The organism is Helicobacter apodemus (assembly GCF_003097575.1).
In the GTDB taxonomy this organism is placed as follows: Bacteria; Campylobacterota; Campylobacteria; order Campylobacterales; family Helicobacteraceae; genus Helicobacter_D; species Helicobacter_D apodemus.
In genome coordinates, this window is the sequence record NZ_CP021886.1 from 109,186 (window position 1) to 123,503 (window position 14,318).

A 14,318-nucleotide genomic window follows, 5' to 3' on the forward strand; every position below is an offset into this window, starting at 1 on the left:
AATGAAAAAGGATTCTAAAATCTATGTTGCAGGGCATAGAGGACTTGTAGGGAGTGCGATTATCAAAGAGCTCCAAAGGCAAGGTTATACTAATATAGTCGTTAAAACACACCAAGAGTTAGATTTAACCAACCAAAGTGAGGTAGCAGAGTTTTTTGCTTTAACAAAGCCAGATTATGTTTTTTTAAGTGCTGCAAAAGTGGGTGGAATCCTAGCAAATAATACTTATCGGGCAGAATTTATTTACCAAAATTTGAGTATTCAAAATAATGTGATTCACGCTTCTTATGTCAATGGGGTAAAAAAACTTTTGTTTTTAGGTTCCACTTGTATTTATCCCAAAAACGCCAAACAACCTATATGTGAAGATGCTCTCTTAAGTAGTGAGTTAGAATACACTAATGAACCTTATGCAATTGCAAAAATTGCGGGATTAAAAATGTGCGAGTCTTATAATTTGCAATATGGGACAAATTTTATTTCTGTAATGCCAACTAATCTCTATGGAGAAAATGATAATTTTGATTTAGAGAAATCCCATCTTATCCCGGCATTGCTTAGAAAAATGCATTTAGCAAAGCTACTGCATCAAAACAAAAGAGAAGCTATTTTAAAAGATTTAAATCTCAAAGATTGGGGGAGTGCAGAGGCATATTTAGCAAAGTTTGGTATTAAAAAAGATTCTGTAGAGATTTGGGGTAGTGGGAAGCCAAGGAGAGAGCTTTTATACTCTCAAGATATGGCGAGTGCGTGTGTATTTATAATGGAAAATGTGGATTTTAAAGATTTATGTTTTTATAAGCCCATTAGAAACACTCATATTAATATCGGCACGGGTGTGGATTATACAATTGCAAATATTGCTTTAATCATCAAAGAAATTGTAGGTTTTGAGGGAGAGTTTGTGTTTAATACCCAAAAACCAGATGGAACGATGCTTAAAAAAATAGATTGTTCAAAGATGAATAATTTAGGTTGGAAATACCAAATAACACTACAGCAAGGAGTAAAAATGATGTATGAATGGTATAAACCTCTATCGGGGGGGGGGGGGTAATATCTCTTTAGTAAGATTCTTATGCAACCTTAATGATAATTTGGAGGTTGCATAATGGAATTTATAATTAAAGAGAGCCAAAAAATACAAGGTGTTTATATCATAACTCCAACTATTTCACAAGATAGACGTGGGGATATTTGGACTTCATTTTTAAAAGAAAGAATAGAAAATCTCTTACCCTCTAATCTACATTTCAAACACGATAAATTTTCACAATCTGTCCATAATGTCTTGCGTGGAATTCACGGCGATAATAAATCTTGGAAATATGTTACTTGTGTGTATGGAAGCATTTTTCAAGTGGTTGTAGATTGCCGCAAAGATAGCCCGACTTATCTTCAATGGGAAGGCTTTGAAATACATAGAGAAAAACAAAAGATGATTCTTCTCCCCCCTAATATGGGGAATGCTTATTATGTGCGAAGCCAAAGTGCGGTTTATCACTATAAACTAGCCTATGAGGGGGAATATTTTGACGCCCCTCATCAATTCACCTATGCGTGGAATGACAAAACAATTGGAATTGAATGGAATTGTAAAAAGCCTATCTTATCAGATAGGGATTATTATTAAGGAGATACAATGAAAGAAATAATAAAAGATGGGATAACCCTAGCAAAGCATATTAGTGCAAAAGAGTGGGGAGAGGGATTGCGATTTTTCTCTAGTGATGATGAGTTTATTCAAGTAGGGACTTGGTGCTATGATGAGGGAAAGGAGCTTTTAGCACATATCCACAATGAGGTGGAAAGAAAGGTATTTTGGACGCAAGAAGTCTTATATATCAAGCAAGGTGCCATTAGGGCGAGAGTGTATGATGTTAATGAAGTTTTTATAGAGGAGATTTATCGCTAAAGAGGGAGATGTTTTGGTAATGCTACGAGGAGGGCATAGCTATACCATCTTAGAGAATAATACGCAAGTGTTAGAGGTTAAAAATGGACCTTATGTAGGGGCAGATAGAGATAGGAGGAGATTCTAATGGCAGTAGATAGGAGTGGGGGGGGGGGATTTTATTCAAGAGAGGAGTTATTAGCTATGAATTTTAGAAATTTAGGTGAGAATGTGTTAATAGATAGGCTTACGCCTATTTATTGTCCTGATAAAATCTCCCTAGGAAGCAATGTCCGCATAGGGAGTTTTTGCATTTTATCGGGGGATATTTGTATAGGGAATTATGTTCATATAGCCTCTTATGTGTTTTTAAATGGTGGAGCTGGTATAGAGATGAGAGATTTTTCAAGCGTATCATCGGGTGTAAAAGTTTTTACACAATCATCAGACTTTAAAGGAGAGGGATTAGTCGTGCCTTTAGTAGATGAAAAATATCGAAAAGATATAAAAAGCAAAATTATTTTTGAAAAACATAGTGTTGTAGGGGCAAATTCAGTAATTTTGCCCGGGGCGTATTTGGCTGAAGGGGTGGCTGTTGGTGCTATGAGCCTACTTATGCAACCAACAAAACCTTTTGGAATCTATTTTGGTATTCCTGCAAAGAGAATAAGTGAGAGAAGTAGGAATATTTTAGAATTAGAAAAAGCAATTTATAAGGATGGAATAAAATATGGTGAAGCTTAATTTAGGGTGTTGGCATAGGAATATACCGGGTTTTATTAATGTTGATTTATGTGATATGCCACATATTCATTATAAAACAAGTATAGATAAGTTAGATATGTTTGAGGATGGAAGTGTTGATTTAATCTATAGTAGCCATTCACTTGAATATTTTGATAGGATTGAAGTAAAGGCTCTTTTGCAAGAGTGGTATAGAGTCTTAGCGGGGGGGGGTATTGCGTTTAGCGGTGCCTAATTTTGATAAATTAGTTGAAGTTTATAAAAAGAGTGGGGATTTATCGACTATTTTAGGACCCCTTTATGGGAGGATGGAAATACAAACCCAAGGGGGAGAGAGGGTGATTTATCACAAGAGTGTGTATAACTTTGATTCTTTAAAAGCAGTGCTAGAAGAAAATGGATTTAGCAATGTCAAACTTTATGATTGGAGAGAGAGGATTCATAAAGATTATGATGATCACTCACAGGCGCATTATCCGCATATGGATAAAGAAAATGGGATTTTAATTAGCTTAAATGTGGAAGCACAAAAATTATTATAAGGAGTTTAAATGGATTTTATTATGCAGATGAAACCTTGGTTTGGCAAGGAGGAAAAAGAAGCTTTGTGTGCTTATATGGATGAGGGAGGATTCTTAACAGAGTTTAAAAGAACAGAGCAGTTTGAGGGGATGATAGCGGATTATACAAAAGCAAAGCATTGTATAGTCGTAAATAATGGGACTATTAGCTTAACATTAGCAGCTTTAGCTGCTGGTGTGGAGGCTGGAGATGAAGTAATAGTGCCAAATTACACGATGATAGCGACCCCAAATTCTGTTAAGCTCTTTGGTGCAAAGCCTGTGTTTGTAGATGTGGAAGAGGATACTTTGTGTATGGATATACAAAAGGCAAAAGAATCCATCACTTCTAAAACGAAAGCTTTGATTTTAGTTAGTGCAAATGGCAGGTATCCAAGAGCAGGTATTGAAGCATTTGAAAAGCTATGCCAAGAACATAATCTAGCTTTGATTGAAGATGCAGCACAATCTTTAGGTTCTTTTTATCCTAATGGTAAGCATATAGGAAGTGTTGGGCTAGTGGGGAGTTTTTCATTTTCTGCGCCTAAGATTATTTCTACTGGGCAAGGTGGTGCATTGATTACTAATGATGATAGAATCGCTAAAACTTTAAGGAAATTAAAGGATTTTGGGAGAAGTGGCGGTGGTAATGACTTCCACAATAGCATAGGCTATAACTTCAAATTCACAGAGTTACAAGCATGTGTGGGTATAGAGCAAATGAAGAAGCTAGAATCTAGAATTGCAAGAAAAAAAGAAATATATACTTTGTATAAAAACGGCTTAGAGAGTATAGAGGGTATAAGGCTTATAGAACAAGATATAGAGCATACAACGCCTTGGTTTTATGAAGTGCTACTAGATAAACGCGATGAGTTACAAAATTATCTTAAGGGAGAGAATATCGGCACAAGATTGATGTATGGACCCATTAACAAACAAGTTGCTTATGGAGTTTTGGGAGAACATAAGGTATCAAATATGATAGGCAAAAAGGGGCTTTGGCTTCCTTCATTTACGCAACTTACAAATGAGGAGATAGCCTATGTTTGCGAGAGGATTCAGCGATTTTTCAGATAAAACTAGAGGGGTTTAGTTTTATTATTTTTTTAGTAGCTCTTAAGGTATAATAAGCCATTTATTTTTGGATTAGAGTAAATGATTGATTTAAAATTGCTTATAAATAACTTTGATGAGACGATACAAAAGCTCTCAAAACGTAATATTGATGAAAATTTTTTAAAGTATCTTAAAGAAGTGAGTTTGCAATATAAGCAAAAAAAGATCGCTTTAGAATCGCTTCAAGCAACACAAAATGCAAAGTCTAAGCTTTTTGCGCAATATAAACAAGAGGGCAAAGATATTAAGGATTTGAAGAAAGAATGTGATTTGCTAAAATCTAAGATTACTCTTGAGATTCAAGAGGTAGAATTATGGGAGCATAAGCTACAAGAACTCTCCACTAATATCCCCAATATCCCTGATGAAAAAACACCTTTGGGTAAAGACGAGAAAGAAAATATAGAGATTAAGAAAGTATTAGAGCCTAAAATTTTTTCTTTTAAGCCTAAAGAGCATTGGGAATTAGCAGCACAAAATGGTTGGATTGACTTTGAAAGGGGCGTGAAATTAGCAAAGAGTCGTTTTAGTGTTTTTATGGGAATGGGGGCAAAATTAGAGAGAGCTTTAATTAATTATATGTTAGATTTTAACGCTAAAAGGGGCTTTAGTGAGGTGGCGACACCAGTAATTGTGAATAAGGAAGCATTATTTGGCACAGGACAACTACCAAAGTTTGAAAATGATCTTTTTAAAATTTCTGATTTTGAAGATGAAGAGAACACTAAAGGGCATCAACTCTACCTTATCCCTACTGCTGAAGTGCCATTGACAAATCTTTATAGTGATGAAATATTAAGTGAGGAAGATTTGCCTTTGATGATGAGTGCTTATACTCCTTGTTTTAGAAAAGAAGCAGGAAGTGCAGGTCGTGATACAAGAGGTATTATAAGACAACACCAATTTGATAAGGTGGAATTAGTGGCTATCACCACTCCTAATGATAGTGAGATGATGCAAGAGCGAATGGTAGCTTGTGCATCGGATTTGCTAACTTCTTTAAAATTACCTCACAGGCTTATGCAGCTATGTGGGGGAGATTTAGGATTTAGTGCAAGCAATACCATTGATATTGAAGTATGGCTACCTGGTCAAAATTGCTATCGTGAGATTAGCTCTATTTCTAATACAAGGGATTTTCAAGCAAGGAGAGCAAAAATCCGCTATAAAGATTCTAAGAAAAAGAATATCCTTGTGCATACCTTAAATGGTTCTTCTTTAGCTGTTGGTAGGACATTAGTGGCTATTATGGAAAATTATCAACAAGAAGATGGGAGTATTCTTATCCCCTCTATGTTAGAAACTTATTTGAGGTAATATTATGCCATCAGAAGAGTTAAAAGAAAATATTATTCAGCTTGATGATGATTTTGATATTGTCCGTGATGTTTTAGACAAAGAATCCAAAGAAAAAAAGCCCCCAACAAAAATTGAAAAGATTTTACATTTTTTTAATACCCATAAAAAACTTAGTGTTATACTTGCTTTATTGCTTGGTGTTTTGATAGTAGCCTTTATCTTTATAATGGGATCTTTGTTCTCTAAAGAAGAGGCAATGCTATCACAAGAAGAAGAGTCCATAGTTTCTCCCCCGCAATTTTCTATTGAAGGTGGAGGAGAGATTATTGTTGATGAGGGAGAGTTAGAAGAACTTATTGGCAAGGCAAATTTTCTTTATATGAATGGCAACAAAGAAGAAGCTCTTGATTTATATGGTAGGATTGCTAGTTATTCTGAAGGGTTATCAAGTTATAATTTAGGTGTGGCACAAATGCAACAAGAGGCTTATAAAGGAGCTTTAAAATCTTTTCAAACTGCTATTGATGTAGGAGAATATAGAGTCATTAGTGCCTTAAATGCTGCTGTTTCTTCCTTGTATTTAAAGGAGTCTTTGCAATACCAGTATTATTTACAACTTGCTCAAACCTATCTTCCTTACGCTGCGAATTTACCCATTCACTCTTATTTATACGGACTTATTCATTATTATCAGGGTAATTATATCGAAGCAATATCTCCTTTAACACACCAAAACACACCTTATTATAAGCAACAAAATGATCGTTTATTAGCGGCTTTGTATAGTTATTTTAATAGTAATAGAAAAGCTATTGCTTATTTAGATAATGATTCTTTAGAGTCTAAAGAATGGTTTAATCTTGCTTTGCTCTATGCAAGAATTGGTGAATATCGGCAAGCGGATAAATTTTTAGCACGGATTATTGATGAATCGGGTAATACTTTAGAAGTGGATATGGCTTCTGCATTAGTGAAGTTAAAGTTAGCTAGATTTAATCAAGCAGTGAGTTTTCTAAAACCTTATGCGGATAACCAAGAGATGATAGATAAAAACCCTTATCCTATTAAGGTTGTTCTAAGGGATGACTTTTTTGATGTGAATATTGCACAAAAACGTTTTTGGAATGAGTTTGGAGGCTCTAAACTTAATGCTTATGAAATTTTATTTTATTACGCTCCTTATAGGGTATTTGACGCTAAAGAGGCATTATATGTTATTCAAGAAGGAGGAATTAATATCTCTATTGAAAACTTGCAAGAAGCTAAAGAAGTGCTTTTAAGAGGGCAAACTATTTCTAAAGTTAATCGCAATATTGCCAGTGCCATTTTAGAAATATTAAGCGGGGATATAAGAATCGCTAATGGTATTTTACAAGGTGCTGTAACACAATACCCAAATCACGCAATTTTGCATTATAATTTAGGTTTAAATTACGCACAAATGGGAGATTATGATAAATCTTACCAGCATTTTATCCGCTCTTTTCACCTTAACCCTAAAGATGTTCAGGCGGGGATTTTTGCACTTGCAAGTGCAAAACTTACGCATAGAGATTTTTCGAGACTTGAAAGTGATGTAGGAAAAGAAGTCGTGAATTTTCAAGGCAGTAAGGAAGAAATGCAGTTTTTGCAAGTGCTTTTAAATTTTGTTCGTGATGGCTCTCCTGCATCTTTAGGATTTTTAGAACAAAGCTCTAGTAATATATTGATTTATTATGCTTTAAATTTTGTCCAAGGGGTATTATTAGGAGATCAAAGCTTACTTATAAATTCCTCTCATCATCTAAAGAATCTTCAGCCAAGAGATCCTCTAAGCAATCTTTTAGAGCTCTTAGCACTTAATTATTATGATGACCCAAAGACACTTTCTTTGAAGCTTCAAAGTTATTACCAAGATAAAAATCTTAATAAGGATTTAATTTACTATGGACCCTCTATTGTCCGAGAGATGTATATTAAAGTAGGGCATATTGTGGGGACATTGCATTATGTGCAACAAGATTTAGATTATCGTTTAATTTCAGAGAGAAAAGATGTGCGTGGAGTTACCCAGGCTTTAGCATTGACTTATATTTATCTCCAAGAGTTTGAAAAGGCTTTTACGCTTTATAATAACCTCATTGATGATTTGAAAGAAAATGATACGCAAACCTTATTTTTAGCAGCTGTTGCGGCTATTGGTGCGGGGCATACAGAAAATGCCGCTGCTTTATTGCAGCTTTCTAAATTAGAAGCACCAACTAATTATGAAACGCGTGTGGCTAATGGACTTTTATATTTGCAAGAGAAAAATTTTAATGCGGCTAATTCACAATTTACAGTTATTGGTGATAGTGAGCAAAAATCTGACTATTTTGATTTTAAGATAGATACGAGCTATCTTTTACGCAGAATTAATATGGATTAAAACCCCCTCTAAGATTTCATCAATATCCCCATTAAGGATAGAATCTACATTGTTATAGGCAATTTGAGAGCGTAAATCCTTAACTTGTTGGTAGGGAGCTAAGACATAGCTTCTAATTTGATGCCCCCAGCCAATTTCGCTTTTTTCTTGATTAGCACTTACTTCATTGCGTTTTTGACGCTCTAACTCATAGAGCTTTGATTTTAGCATTTTTAAGGCTATGGCTTTATTTTTGTGCTGACTTCTATCATTTTGGCATTGCACGACTATTCCTGTGGGGATATGGGTTATACGAATAGCAGATTCTGTTTTATTGATATGTTGTCCCCCAGCCCCTGAAGCACGATAGGTATCAATGCGTAGGTCTTTTTCCTCTATAATAATATCAATAGTATCATCAATCTCGGGGCTAACAGAGACAGAAGCGAAGCTTGTATGCCGTTTAGCATTAGAATCAAAAGGAGAGATTCTAACAAGCCGATGAATGCCATTTTCTACTTTTGCATAACCATAGGCATTCTCACCTTTGATAAGAAAACTTACATCTTTAATCCCTGCTTCATCGCCCTCTTGATAGTCTAAAAGCTCAATTCTAAATCCTCTACGCTCTCCCCAATGCAAATACATCCTATAAAGCATACTTGCCCAATCTTGCGATTCTGTCCCACCCGCTCCAGGAGTGATAGTAAAAATCGCATTATTGCCATCTAGCTCATCATTTAGCATAACTTCAATTTCTGCATTTTTAATTTGTTGTTCTAACTCTTTAGATTCCCCAAAGAGTAATTGTAGGGTTTCCTCATCATTTTGTGAGATTTCAAAAAGTTCCTTAGAATCTGCTAAAGCATTTGAGGCGGTGTGGTATTTTTCTAATTGTCTTTGTAATCGTTTCTTTTCTTTTTGCAACTCTCCAGCTCTTTTGGCATCTTCCCAAAATTCTTTTTGTTGTTCTAGTTTTTCTATTTCTTTAATTCTTGTTTCCAGTTTATTAGGTTGCAAAATCTTTTGGATATTTTGCACTTTAATTTCTAGGTTTTTGAGTAATTCTCCATATTCGTAAGTATCCAAAACATTCTCCATTTTTTTCAAATTCTATCATATTTTAAGGATAATAGAGTTTAGCAATTTCGCAAATCTCTTGTAGGGTATCGTGCGTATTTTTAAAAGCTAAGCTGTGATTATAAGATTCTTTTTTATAGACTTTATCATAATATTGTAATAGTAAAATCTCTGCAACTTTTGGTAAATCGCCTTTTGCAAAAGCTTCTTTAGCGTCTTCCCAAAATTCTTTTTTCATAAAAGGTGCAATTTTTTGCATAGCTTGATAAAAGAGGGTTTCAGAAATATTACCATATTGTTTTAAAATCCGTTCAATTCTCTCTTGAAGTGGAGAGATAATAAGAATCTTAGGCGATTTTTGGTAGGCTTCATAGAGTTTAGAGGGCAAAATAAGACTGCCAAGTCTTTTACTCTCACCCTCTACTAACACAAAGGGAGCGTTTTCTAGCTCTTTTAATCTTGTAAAAAGAGCGTTTTGGAAGCTTTTAGTATTGGGTTGAATCCCATAAATATGACCAAAGCTAGAACCTAAATGTTTCGCGAGTTTTTCGATATTTAAAGAATTTGTAAAAGCCTCTATAAGCTCACTTTTACCGCTTCCTGTTTGTCCTATTAAGGTTAGGAAGTGGTGCTTTGGGGTTGCATCTAAAGATTGCGTAACGACTTTTCTATAGCCTTTATAACCACTTTGTAACAAACAAACTTGGTAACCAATATTGTCTAAAACAAGCCCAAAGGAGCGACTTCGCATTCCACCCCTTGCACAATAGATGCCAAAGGGCTTAGAGGGAGTGATAAGCTCTTTTAACCTTAAAAGATGTTTAGCAATGTTTTCACATATCATACTAGCACCTAGTATTTTTGCATTAAAGGGATTTTGTTTGTAGAGAGTGCCAATTTGTTGGTATTGTGAATCTTCTAAAACAGGAAAGTTTAAAGCATTAGAAATATGGGAGTTATGGTATTCATTAGGAGACCTTACATCAAGGATAAGCGATAGAGACAAAAATTCTTGTGTAGAAACTATTTGAAGCATATCATCCCTTAATAAAATTTGTTATTGTAGCTATTTTATTTATAATTAAAAACTTAAATTTATAAAATAGTTTTTTATTTTAAGTTAAGTTTTAATTTTTTATAATTTTGCATTCAAAAAAAGGAGATTTTATGGAAAAAATTTTTAAGGTTGAAATTATTACGCGTCCTGAAAAACTCAATGCTTTAAAAGAATCTTTGGCACAAAGAGGGATTAAAGGGATGACTGTAAGTAATGTTATGGGTGCAGGGAATCAAAAGGGTAAAACCGAAGTTTATCGAGGGAGTGAGATGACTATTGATTTACTCCCTAAGATTCGTATAGAGATTATCGCTAAAGAGATTCTTGTAAAGGATATTATAGAAGTCGCTAAAAAAACCCTCAATACAGGGAATACAGGAGATGGAAAAATTCTTCTTTCTACTTTAGAAAATGTTATTAGGATACGCACAGGACAAGAAGGGATTGATGCTATATAAGGAGAATAGATGAAAAGTTTATGGATATTGTTATTAAGTGGTGGTTTTGTTTTTGGGGTAGAAGAGGAAATTTCTGCAGTAGATACTCTTTTTGTAATTGCCTCATCCGCATTAGTTTTGTTAATGACACCAGCTTTGGGGTTGTTTTATGCAGGAATGGTAAATCGTAATAATACCTTAAGCACGATATTAAATAGCACAATGCTTTATGCCTTGATTGCTTTGCAATGGATTATATTAGGTTATACCCTAGCTTTTGGTGAGGATAAAGGAGGGATATTAGGGGGTTTCAATCATATCTTTTTAATTGATACGAATTATTCTTATGTAGGAAATATACCCGAAAAACTCTTTGTCTTTTTTCAAATGCTTTTTGCAGTGATTGGAGCGGCAATTATTACAGGTTCCTTAGTGGAGCGTATGCGATTTGGTGTGCTTTTGATTTTTATCTTATGTTGGAGTGCTTTAGCCTATGATATTTTAGCCCATTGGGTATGGGGTGAAGGTTGGCTTATGAAAATTGGCTCTTTAGACTTTGCTGGGGGAGGGGTAGTCCATATTGCAGCTGGGGTTGCTGGGCTTGTAGGCTGTATAATGTTAGGAAAGAGGAAATTTAAAAGAGGGCTTTTGCCCCATAGTTTGCCCCTTTCATTTATCGGAGCAATCTTGCTTTGGATGGGTTGGTTAGGATTTAATACTGGAAGTGCTTTAAGTGTTAATTCTGTCGCTGTTAATGCCTTTATCACCACAAATTTTTCAGTGGTAGGGGCAATGCTATCGTGGATGATTATAGAATGGACAAAATATGGCAAACCAACACTTTTAGGAAGTATTACAGGGATTGTAGCAGGACTTGTTGCTATCACTCCTGCAGCAGGATTTGTAACACCTTTTGCAAGCATTGTTATAGGGTTTTTAGCTTCACCTATTTGCTTTTTTGCGATTAGTTTTTTGAAAAGCAAATTAGGCTATGATGATACCTTAGATGCTTTTGGTTTGCACGGAATAGGGGGCATTTGGGGAGGTATTGCTACTGGGCTTTTTGCTACAAGTTCTGTTAATGCTATTGTTAGCGAAGAAGCTGCAGGAGAAGGATTATTTTATAGTGGGGATTTTAACCTGCTCTTTGTGCAAATAATAGCGATTTTAGCGTGTTTTCTGCTTTCTGCAGTTGTGAGTTATGTTATTTTAAAGATAATGGGATATTTTGTTACTTTACGCGTAGAAGAAAACCAAGAAGAAAATGGACTAGACCAATCTTTACACGGAGAGATCGCTTACCGATGATTTAAACTCTACTAATAACCCCCTCTTTAAGGGGAAAACCCTTAAACTCTTAAATAAGTTACTAAACCTAATGATTGTAAAGCATTAATAAAAGGTTTATTCTATATTGGTAGTAATGCAAGAGGCTAAAAATCGCACAAGATATTATTTGAAATTATTACTTTATTTGAATTATTATTAAGCAAAGAGATTCTATCCCTAATTTTAAAGTTATCTTTTGGTGTAAGCATTAATGATGGAAATATGTATTGTTGGGCTTGATAAATAATATATGAAATATTTAAAAACGCACAAAATTGAAGCTTTTTAGCGACACAAGATTTATAAAACCATAGAATTTAGAGGGCAAAACTTTGAAATTACAGGGTTCGTGATAGAGTAGCTTTAAATTAGAGTATTTTAAAACTCAAACTATTATTTTAATGAAGCTAAGATAGAATGAATTATACAAATGTATAAATTATATGTTTGCGTATAATATATATATACGCATTTTATGCTATTTATTGATCATACAAATTATACGCCTTTGGTATAGGCAGAAAGAAATTAAATAAAGGTTAGGTTTCAATGTTTCACACAAAGAGATTTTTAACCTTTCAAATGAATAGGAATTAATATATTAAAATACGCTCCCTATCTCCCTATATAGTATTTTAAAAACACTAAATCCTTTAATAGCAAGTATTATTGGCTAAGTATGGTTTAAGATCAAATTTATTAAATGTTAGAATAATGACTAACTCTAATGGATTATCCTAAAGATTTACTAGCTCCATAGGGAGTAGCCCCTACTTTAAAGTAGGGGCGATTATTCAAACGTTCTAAAAGGGGTTTGCCCTGCTTGGTAGAAGTTATTACCTTGGGAGTCAATAGCCACAATAGCGGGGAAATCCTCTACTTGAAGTCTAGCCACTGCTTCAGGACCTAATTCAGGATAGGCTAAAACCTCATATTTTTTGATACTTCTTGAGATAAGTGCTCCAGCTCCACCAATAGCTACCATATAAACGGCTCCATTTTTGATAATGCTTTCAATAACTTCTTTAGATCGGTAACCTTTGCCAATCATTCCGCTAATGCCTAATTCTAACATAGTAGGCGTGTATTTATCCATTCTGCCACTTGTTGTAGGACCAGCAGCCCCAACCGCTTGATTTTTATCAGGATTAGCAGGGCTTGGACCTAAATAATAGATGATTTCATTATGGAATTCAACAGGAAGTTTCTCTCCCTTAGCTAGTGTTTCTGTAAGCACCTTATGGGCAGCATCTCTTGCAGCGATGATACTTCCACTAATAAGGACATTATCTCCTGCCTTTAGCTCTTTAACCTTTTCTTTGGTAAGGGGGGTAGTGAGTTTAATAGTTGCCATAAATATCCTTTATAATTCTATATCCGCGTGCCTTGCAGCGTGGCAGTTGATATTGATACACACAGGGAGACCCGCAATATGTGTAGGATAGACTTCTATATTAACTTTAAGGGCGGTGGTGTTGCCTCCAAGCCCTTGAGGACCTACTCCAGTTTTATTAGCTAATTCTACTAGCTCCTCTTCAAGTTTGGCATATTCAGGATTAGGATTCTTGCTATCTGCAGCTCTAATGGCTGCTTCTTTGGCTAAAATTGCACATTTTTCCATAGTCCCTCCAACACCTACTCCTACAACCAAAGGAGGACAGGCATTAGGACCTGCGTTTTCTACTGCCTCTAAAAATACTTTTTTAACACCTTCTAATCCATCAGCAGGGACAAGCATTTTTAAGATTCCTTTATTTTCACTCCCAAATCCTTTGGGAGCAACTTTGATTTTGAGCTTATCTCCGGGAACTATTTTAGTATGAATCACAGCAGGAGTGTTATTTTGCGTATTATCCCTATGATAGATAGGATCTTTAACGACAGATTTACGCAAAAAGCCTTGCGTGTAGCCTTGTGCTATTCCCTCATTAATAGCATCCTCTAAATACCCATTGATAATATGCACTTCTTGCCCGATTTCTACAAAGACTACCGTCATTCCTGTATCTTGACAAATAGGCATCATTTCTTTTTTAGCAATATCCGCATTTTCTAGGATTTTCCCTAATATATCTTTGCCAAGTGGGGATTGCTCTTTTTCCTTTGCTTTACTAAAAGCCTCATACATATCTTTAGTAACCACACAACAAGCTTGAATACATAACTCTTTAACCGCTTGTGTGATGGTATCACAAGAAATATCACGCATAATTTCTCCTTAATGTTTTTGCTTTATATTGTATAGTTTTGAATTTGAAATTGTGTTTAAAAAATTTTTAAATTTTTAAAGCCTCTATATTTTAAGTATCGAAATTTTAAGTAACTTTTTAGCCCATAAAATTGATAGGATTTTAAGAATTTTAAGATATTGTAGCAATGCAGGGCAAAATAACTTGATTTTTTGTCCTTAAAT

General features: G+C 34.8%; 15 protein-coding genes. 11 read left to right on the forward strand and 4 right to left on the reverse strand.

All coding sequences use genetic code 11. From position 1 onward, the window contains the following. Window position 1: 1 nt before the first annotated feature. The 9 genes from CDV25_RS00565 to CDV25_RS00600 all read left to right on the forward strand — a co-directional run bounded on the left by CDV25_RS00565 (window position 2) and on the right by CDV25_RS00600 (window position 8,023). Window positions 2-1,057 carry a GDP-L-fucose synthase family protein gene (locus CDV25_RS00565; protein ID WP_108910318.1) on the forward strand — a complete coding sequence of 352 codons (1,056 nt, stop codon included), beginning with the start codon at window positions 2-4 and terminating at the stop codon, window positions 1,055-1,057. Window positions 1,058-1,111: 54 nt separating this feature from the next. After that, window positions 1,112-1,633 (forward strand): dTDP-4-dehydrorhamnose 3,5-epimerase family protein, encoded by a 522-nt coding sequence (locus tag CDV25_RS00570; protein WP_108910319.1) that lies wholly within the window; start codon window positions 1,112-1,114, stop codon window positions 1,631-1,633. 9 nt (window positions 1,634-1,642) lie between these two features. Further along, on the forward strand, window positions 1,643-1,915 hold the full coding sequence (locus CDV25_RS00575; RefSeq protein ID WP_204161848.1) for a hypothetical protein: 273 nt from the start codon (window positions 1,643-1,645) through the stop codon (window positions 1,913-1,915). 126 nt (window positions 1,916-2,041) lie between these two features. After that, complete coding sequence (locus CDV25_RS00580) at window positions 2,042-2,638, forward strand: acyltransferase (RefSeq protein WP_108910320.1); 597 nt, start codon at window positions 2,042-2,044, stop codon at window positions 2,636-2,638. Beyond that, entirely contained in the window at window positions 2,625-2,873 is a 249-nt protein-coding gene (locus tag CDV25_RS10275) for a class I SAM-dependent methyltransferase (protein ID WP_204161849.1), read from the forward strand. Before CDV25_RS00580 ends, CDV25_RS10275 begins: the two co-directional genes overlap by 14 nt. Further along, the gene (locus CDV25_RS10280) at window positions 2,854-3,180 is read left to right on the forward strand and encodes a hypothetical protein (RefSeq protein ID WP_204161850.1); all 327 of its coding nucleotides are present in this window, start codon (window positions 2,854-2,856) and stop codon (window positions 3,178-3,180) included. Before CDV25_RS10275 ends, CDV25_RS10280 begins: the two co-directional genes overlap by 20 nt. Before the next feature lie 9 nt (window positions 3,181-3,189). Continuing rightward, the gene (locus tag CDV25_RS00590; RefSeq protein ID WP_204161851.1) at window positions 3,190-4,278 is read left to right on the forward strand and encodes a DegT/DnrJ/EryC1/StrS family aminotransferase; all 1,089 of its coding nucleotides are present in this window, start codon (window positions 3,190-3,192) and stop codon (window positions 4,276-4,278) included. A 78-nt stretch (window positions 4,279-4,356) separates the two neighbouring features. After that, window positions 4,357-5,634, forward strand: a complete 1,278-nt coding sequence (serS, locus tag CDV25_RS00595) for a serine--tRNA ligase (RefSeq protein ID WP_108910321.1) — start codon at window positions 4,357-4,359, stop codon at window positions 5,632-5,634. Window positions 5,635-5,638: 4 nt separating this feature from the next. Continuing rightward, complete coding sequence (locus CDV25_RS00600; protein ID WP_108910322.1) at window positions 5,639-8,023, forward strand: tetratricopeptide repeat protein; 2,385 nt, start codon at window positions 5,639-5,641, stop codon at window positions 8,021-8,023. Here CDV25_RS00600 and prfB read toward each other — a convergent pair. Together prfB and mnmH are read right to left on the reverse strand one after the other, a co-directional pair. Then, entirely contained in the window at window positions 8,000-9,091 is a 1,092-nt protein-coding gene (prfB, locus tag CDV25_RS00605; RefSeq protein ID WP_108910323.1) for a peptide chain release factor 2, read from the reverse strand. The two genes, CDV25_RS00600 and prfB, sit on opposite strands and share 24 nt — an antisense overlap. A 34-nt stretch (window positions 9,092-9,125) precedes the next feature. Continuing rightward, window positions 9,126-10,118, reverse strand: coding sequence for a tRNA 2-selenouridine(34) synthase MnmH (gene mnmH, locus CDV25_RS00610; RefSeq protein WP_108910324.1), 993 nt, complete (start codon window positions 10,116-10,118; stop codon window positions 9,126-9,128). Window positions 10,119-10,249: 131 nt separating this feature from the next. On the opposite strand from mnmH, the gene CDV25_RS00615 reads away from it, so the two are divergent. Then, window positions 10,250-10,597 carry a P-II family nitrogen regulator gene (locus CDV25_RS00615; RefSeq protein ID WP_108910325.1) on the forward strand — a complete coding sequence of 116 codons (348 nt, stop codon included), beginning with the start codon at window positions 10,250-10,252 and terminating at the stop codon, window positions 10,595-10,597. Between the two features lie 69 nt (window positions 10,598-10,666). Then, complete coding sequence (locus CDV25_RS00620; RefSeq protein ID WP_204161869.1) at window positions 10,667-11,884, forward strand: ammonium transporter; 1,218 nt, start codon at window positions 10,667-10,669, stop codon at window positions 11,882-11,884. Between the two features lie 811 nt (window positions 11,885-12,695). Here CDV25_RS00620 and CDV25_RS00625 read toward each other — a convergent pair. Together CDV25_RS00625 and CDV25_RS00630 are read right to left on the reverse strand one after the other, a co-directional pair. Next, on the reverse strand, window positions 12,696-13,259 hold the full coding sequence (locus CDV25_RS00625) for a Fe-S-containing hydro-lyase (RefSeq protein ID WP_108910327.1): 564 nt from the start codon (window positions 13,257-13,259) through the stop codon (window positions 12,696-12,698). A gap of 9 nt (window positions 13,260-13,268) precedes the next feature. Then, window positions 13,269-14,114 carry a fumarate hydratase gene (locus CDV25_RS00630; RefSeq protein ID WP_108910328.1) on the reverse strand — a complete coding sequence of 282 codons (846 nt, stop codon included), beginning with the start codon at window positions 14,112-14,114 and terminating at the stop codon, window positions 13,269-13,271. Window positions 14,115-14,318: the final 204 nt, after the last annotated feature.

Coding starts and splice junctions, on each gene's coding strand:
- CDV25_RS10275 (WP_204161849.1), top strand. CDS start 2,625: ATGGTGAAGCTTAATTTAGGGTGTTGGCATAGGAATATACCGGGTTTT.
- mnmH (WP_108910324.1), bottom strand. CDS start 10,118: ATGCTTCAAATAGTTTCTACACAAGAATTTTTGTCTCTATCGCTTATC.
- CDV25_RS00630 (WP_108910328.1), bottom strand. CDS start 14,114: ATGCGTGATATTTCTTGTGATACCATCACACAAGCGGTTAAAGAGTTA.
- CDV25_RS00575 (WP_204161848.1), top strand. CDS start 1,643: ATGAAAGAAATAATAAAAGATGGGATAACCCTAGCAAAGCATATTAGT.
- CDV25_RS00615 (WP_108910325.1), top strand. CDS start 10,250: ATGGAAAAAATTTTTAAGGTTGAAATTATTACGCGTCCTGAAAAACTC.
- CDV25_RS00590 (WP_204161851.1), top strand. CDS start 3,190: ATGGATTTTATTATGCAGATGAAACCTTGGTTTGGCAAGGAGGAAAAA.
- CDV25_RS00570 (WP_108910319.1), top strand. CDS start 1,112: ATGGAATTTATAATTAAAGAGAGCCAAAAAATACAAGGTGTTTATATC.
- CDV25_RS00600 (WP_108910322.1), top strand. CDS start 5,639: ATGCCATCAGAAGAGTTAAAAGAAAATATTATTCAGCTTGATGATGAT.
- CDV25_RS00565 (WP_108910318.1), top strand. CDS start 2: ATGAAAAAGGATTCTAAAATCTATGTTGCAGGGCATAGAGGACTTGTA.
- CDV25_RS00580 (WP_108910320.1), top strand. CDS start 2,042: ATGGCAGTAGATAGGAGTGGGGGGGGGGGATTTTATTCAAGAGAGGAG.
- serS (WP_108910321.1), top strand. CDS start 4,357: ATGATTGATTTAAAATTGCTTATAAATAACTTTGATGAGACGATACAA.
- CDV25_RS00625 (WP_108910327.1), bottom strand. CDS start 13,259: ATGGCAACTATTAAACTCACTACCCCCCTTACCAAAGAAAAGGTTAAA.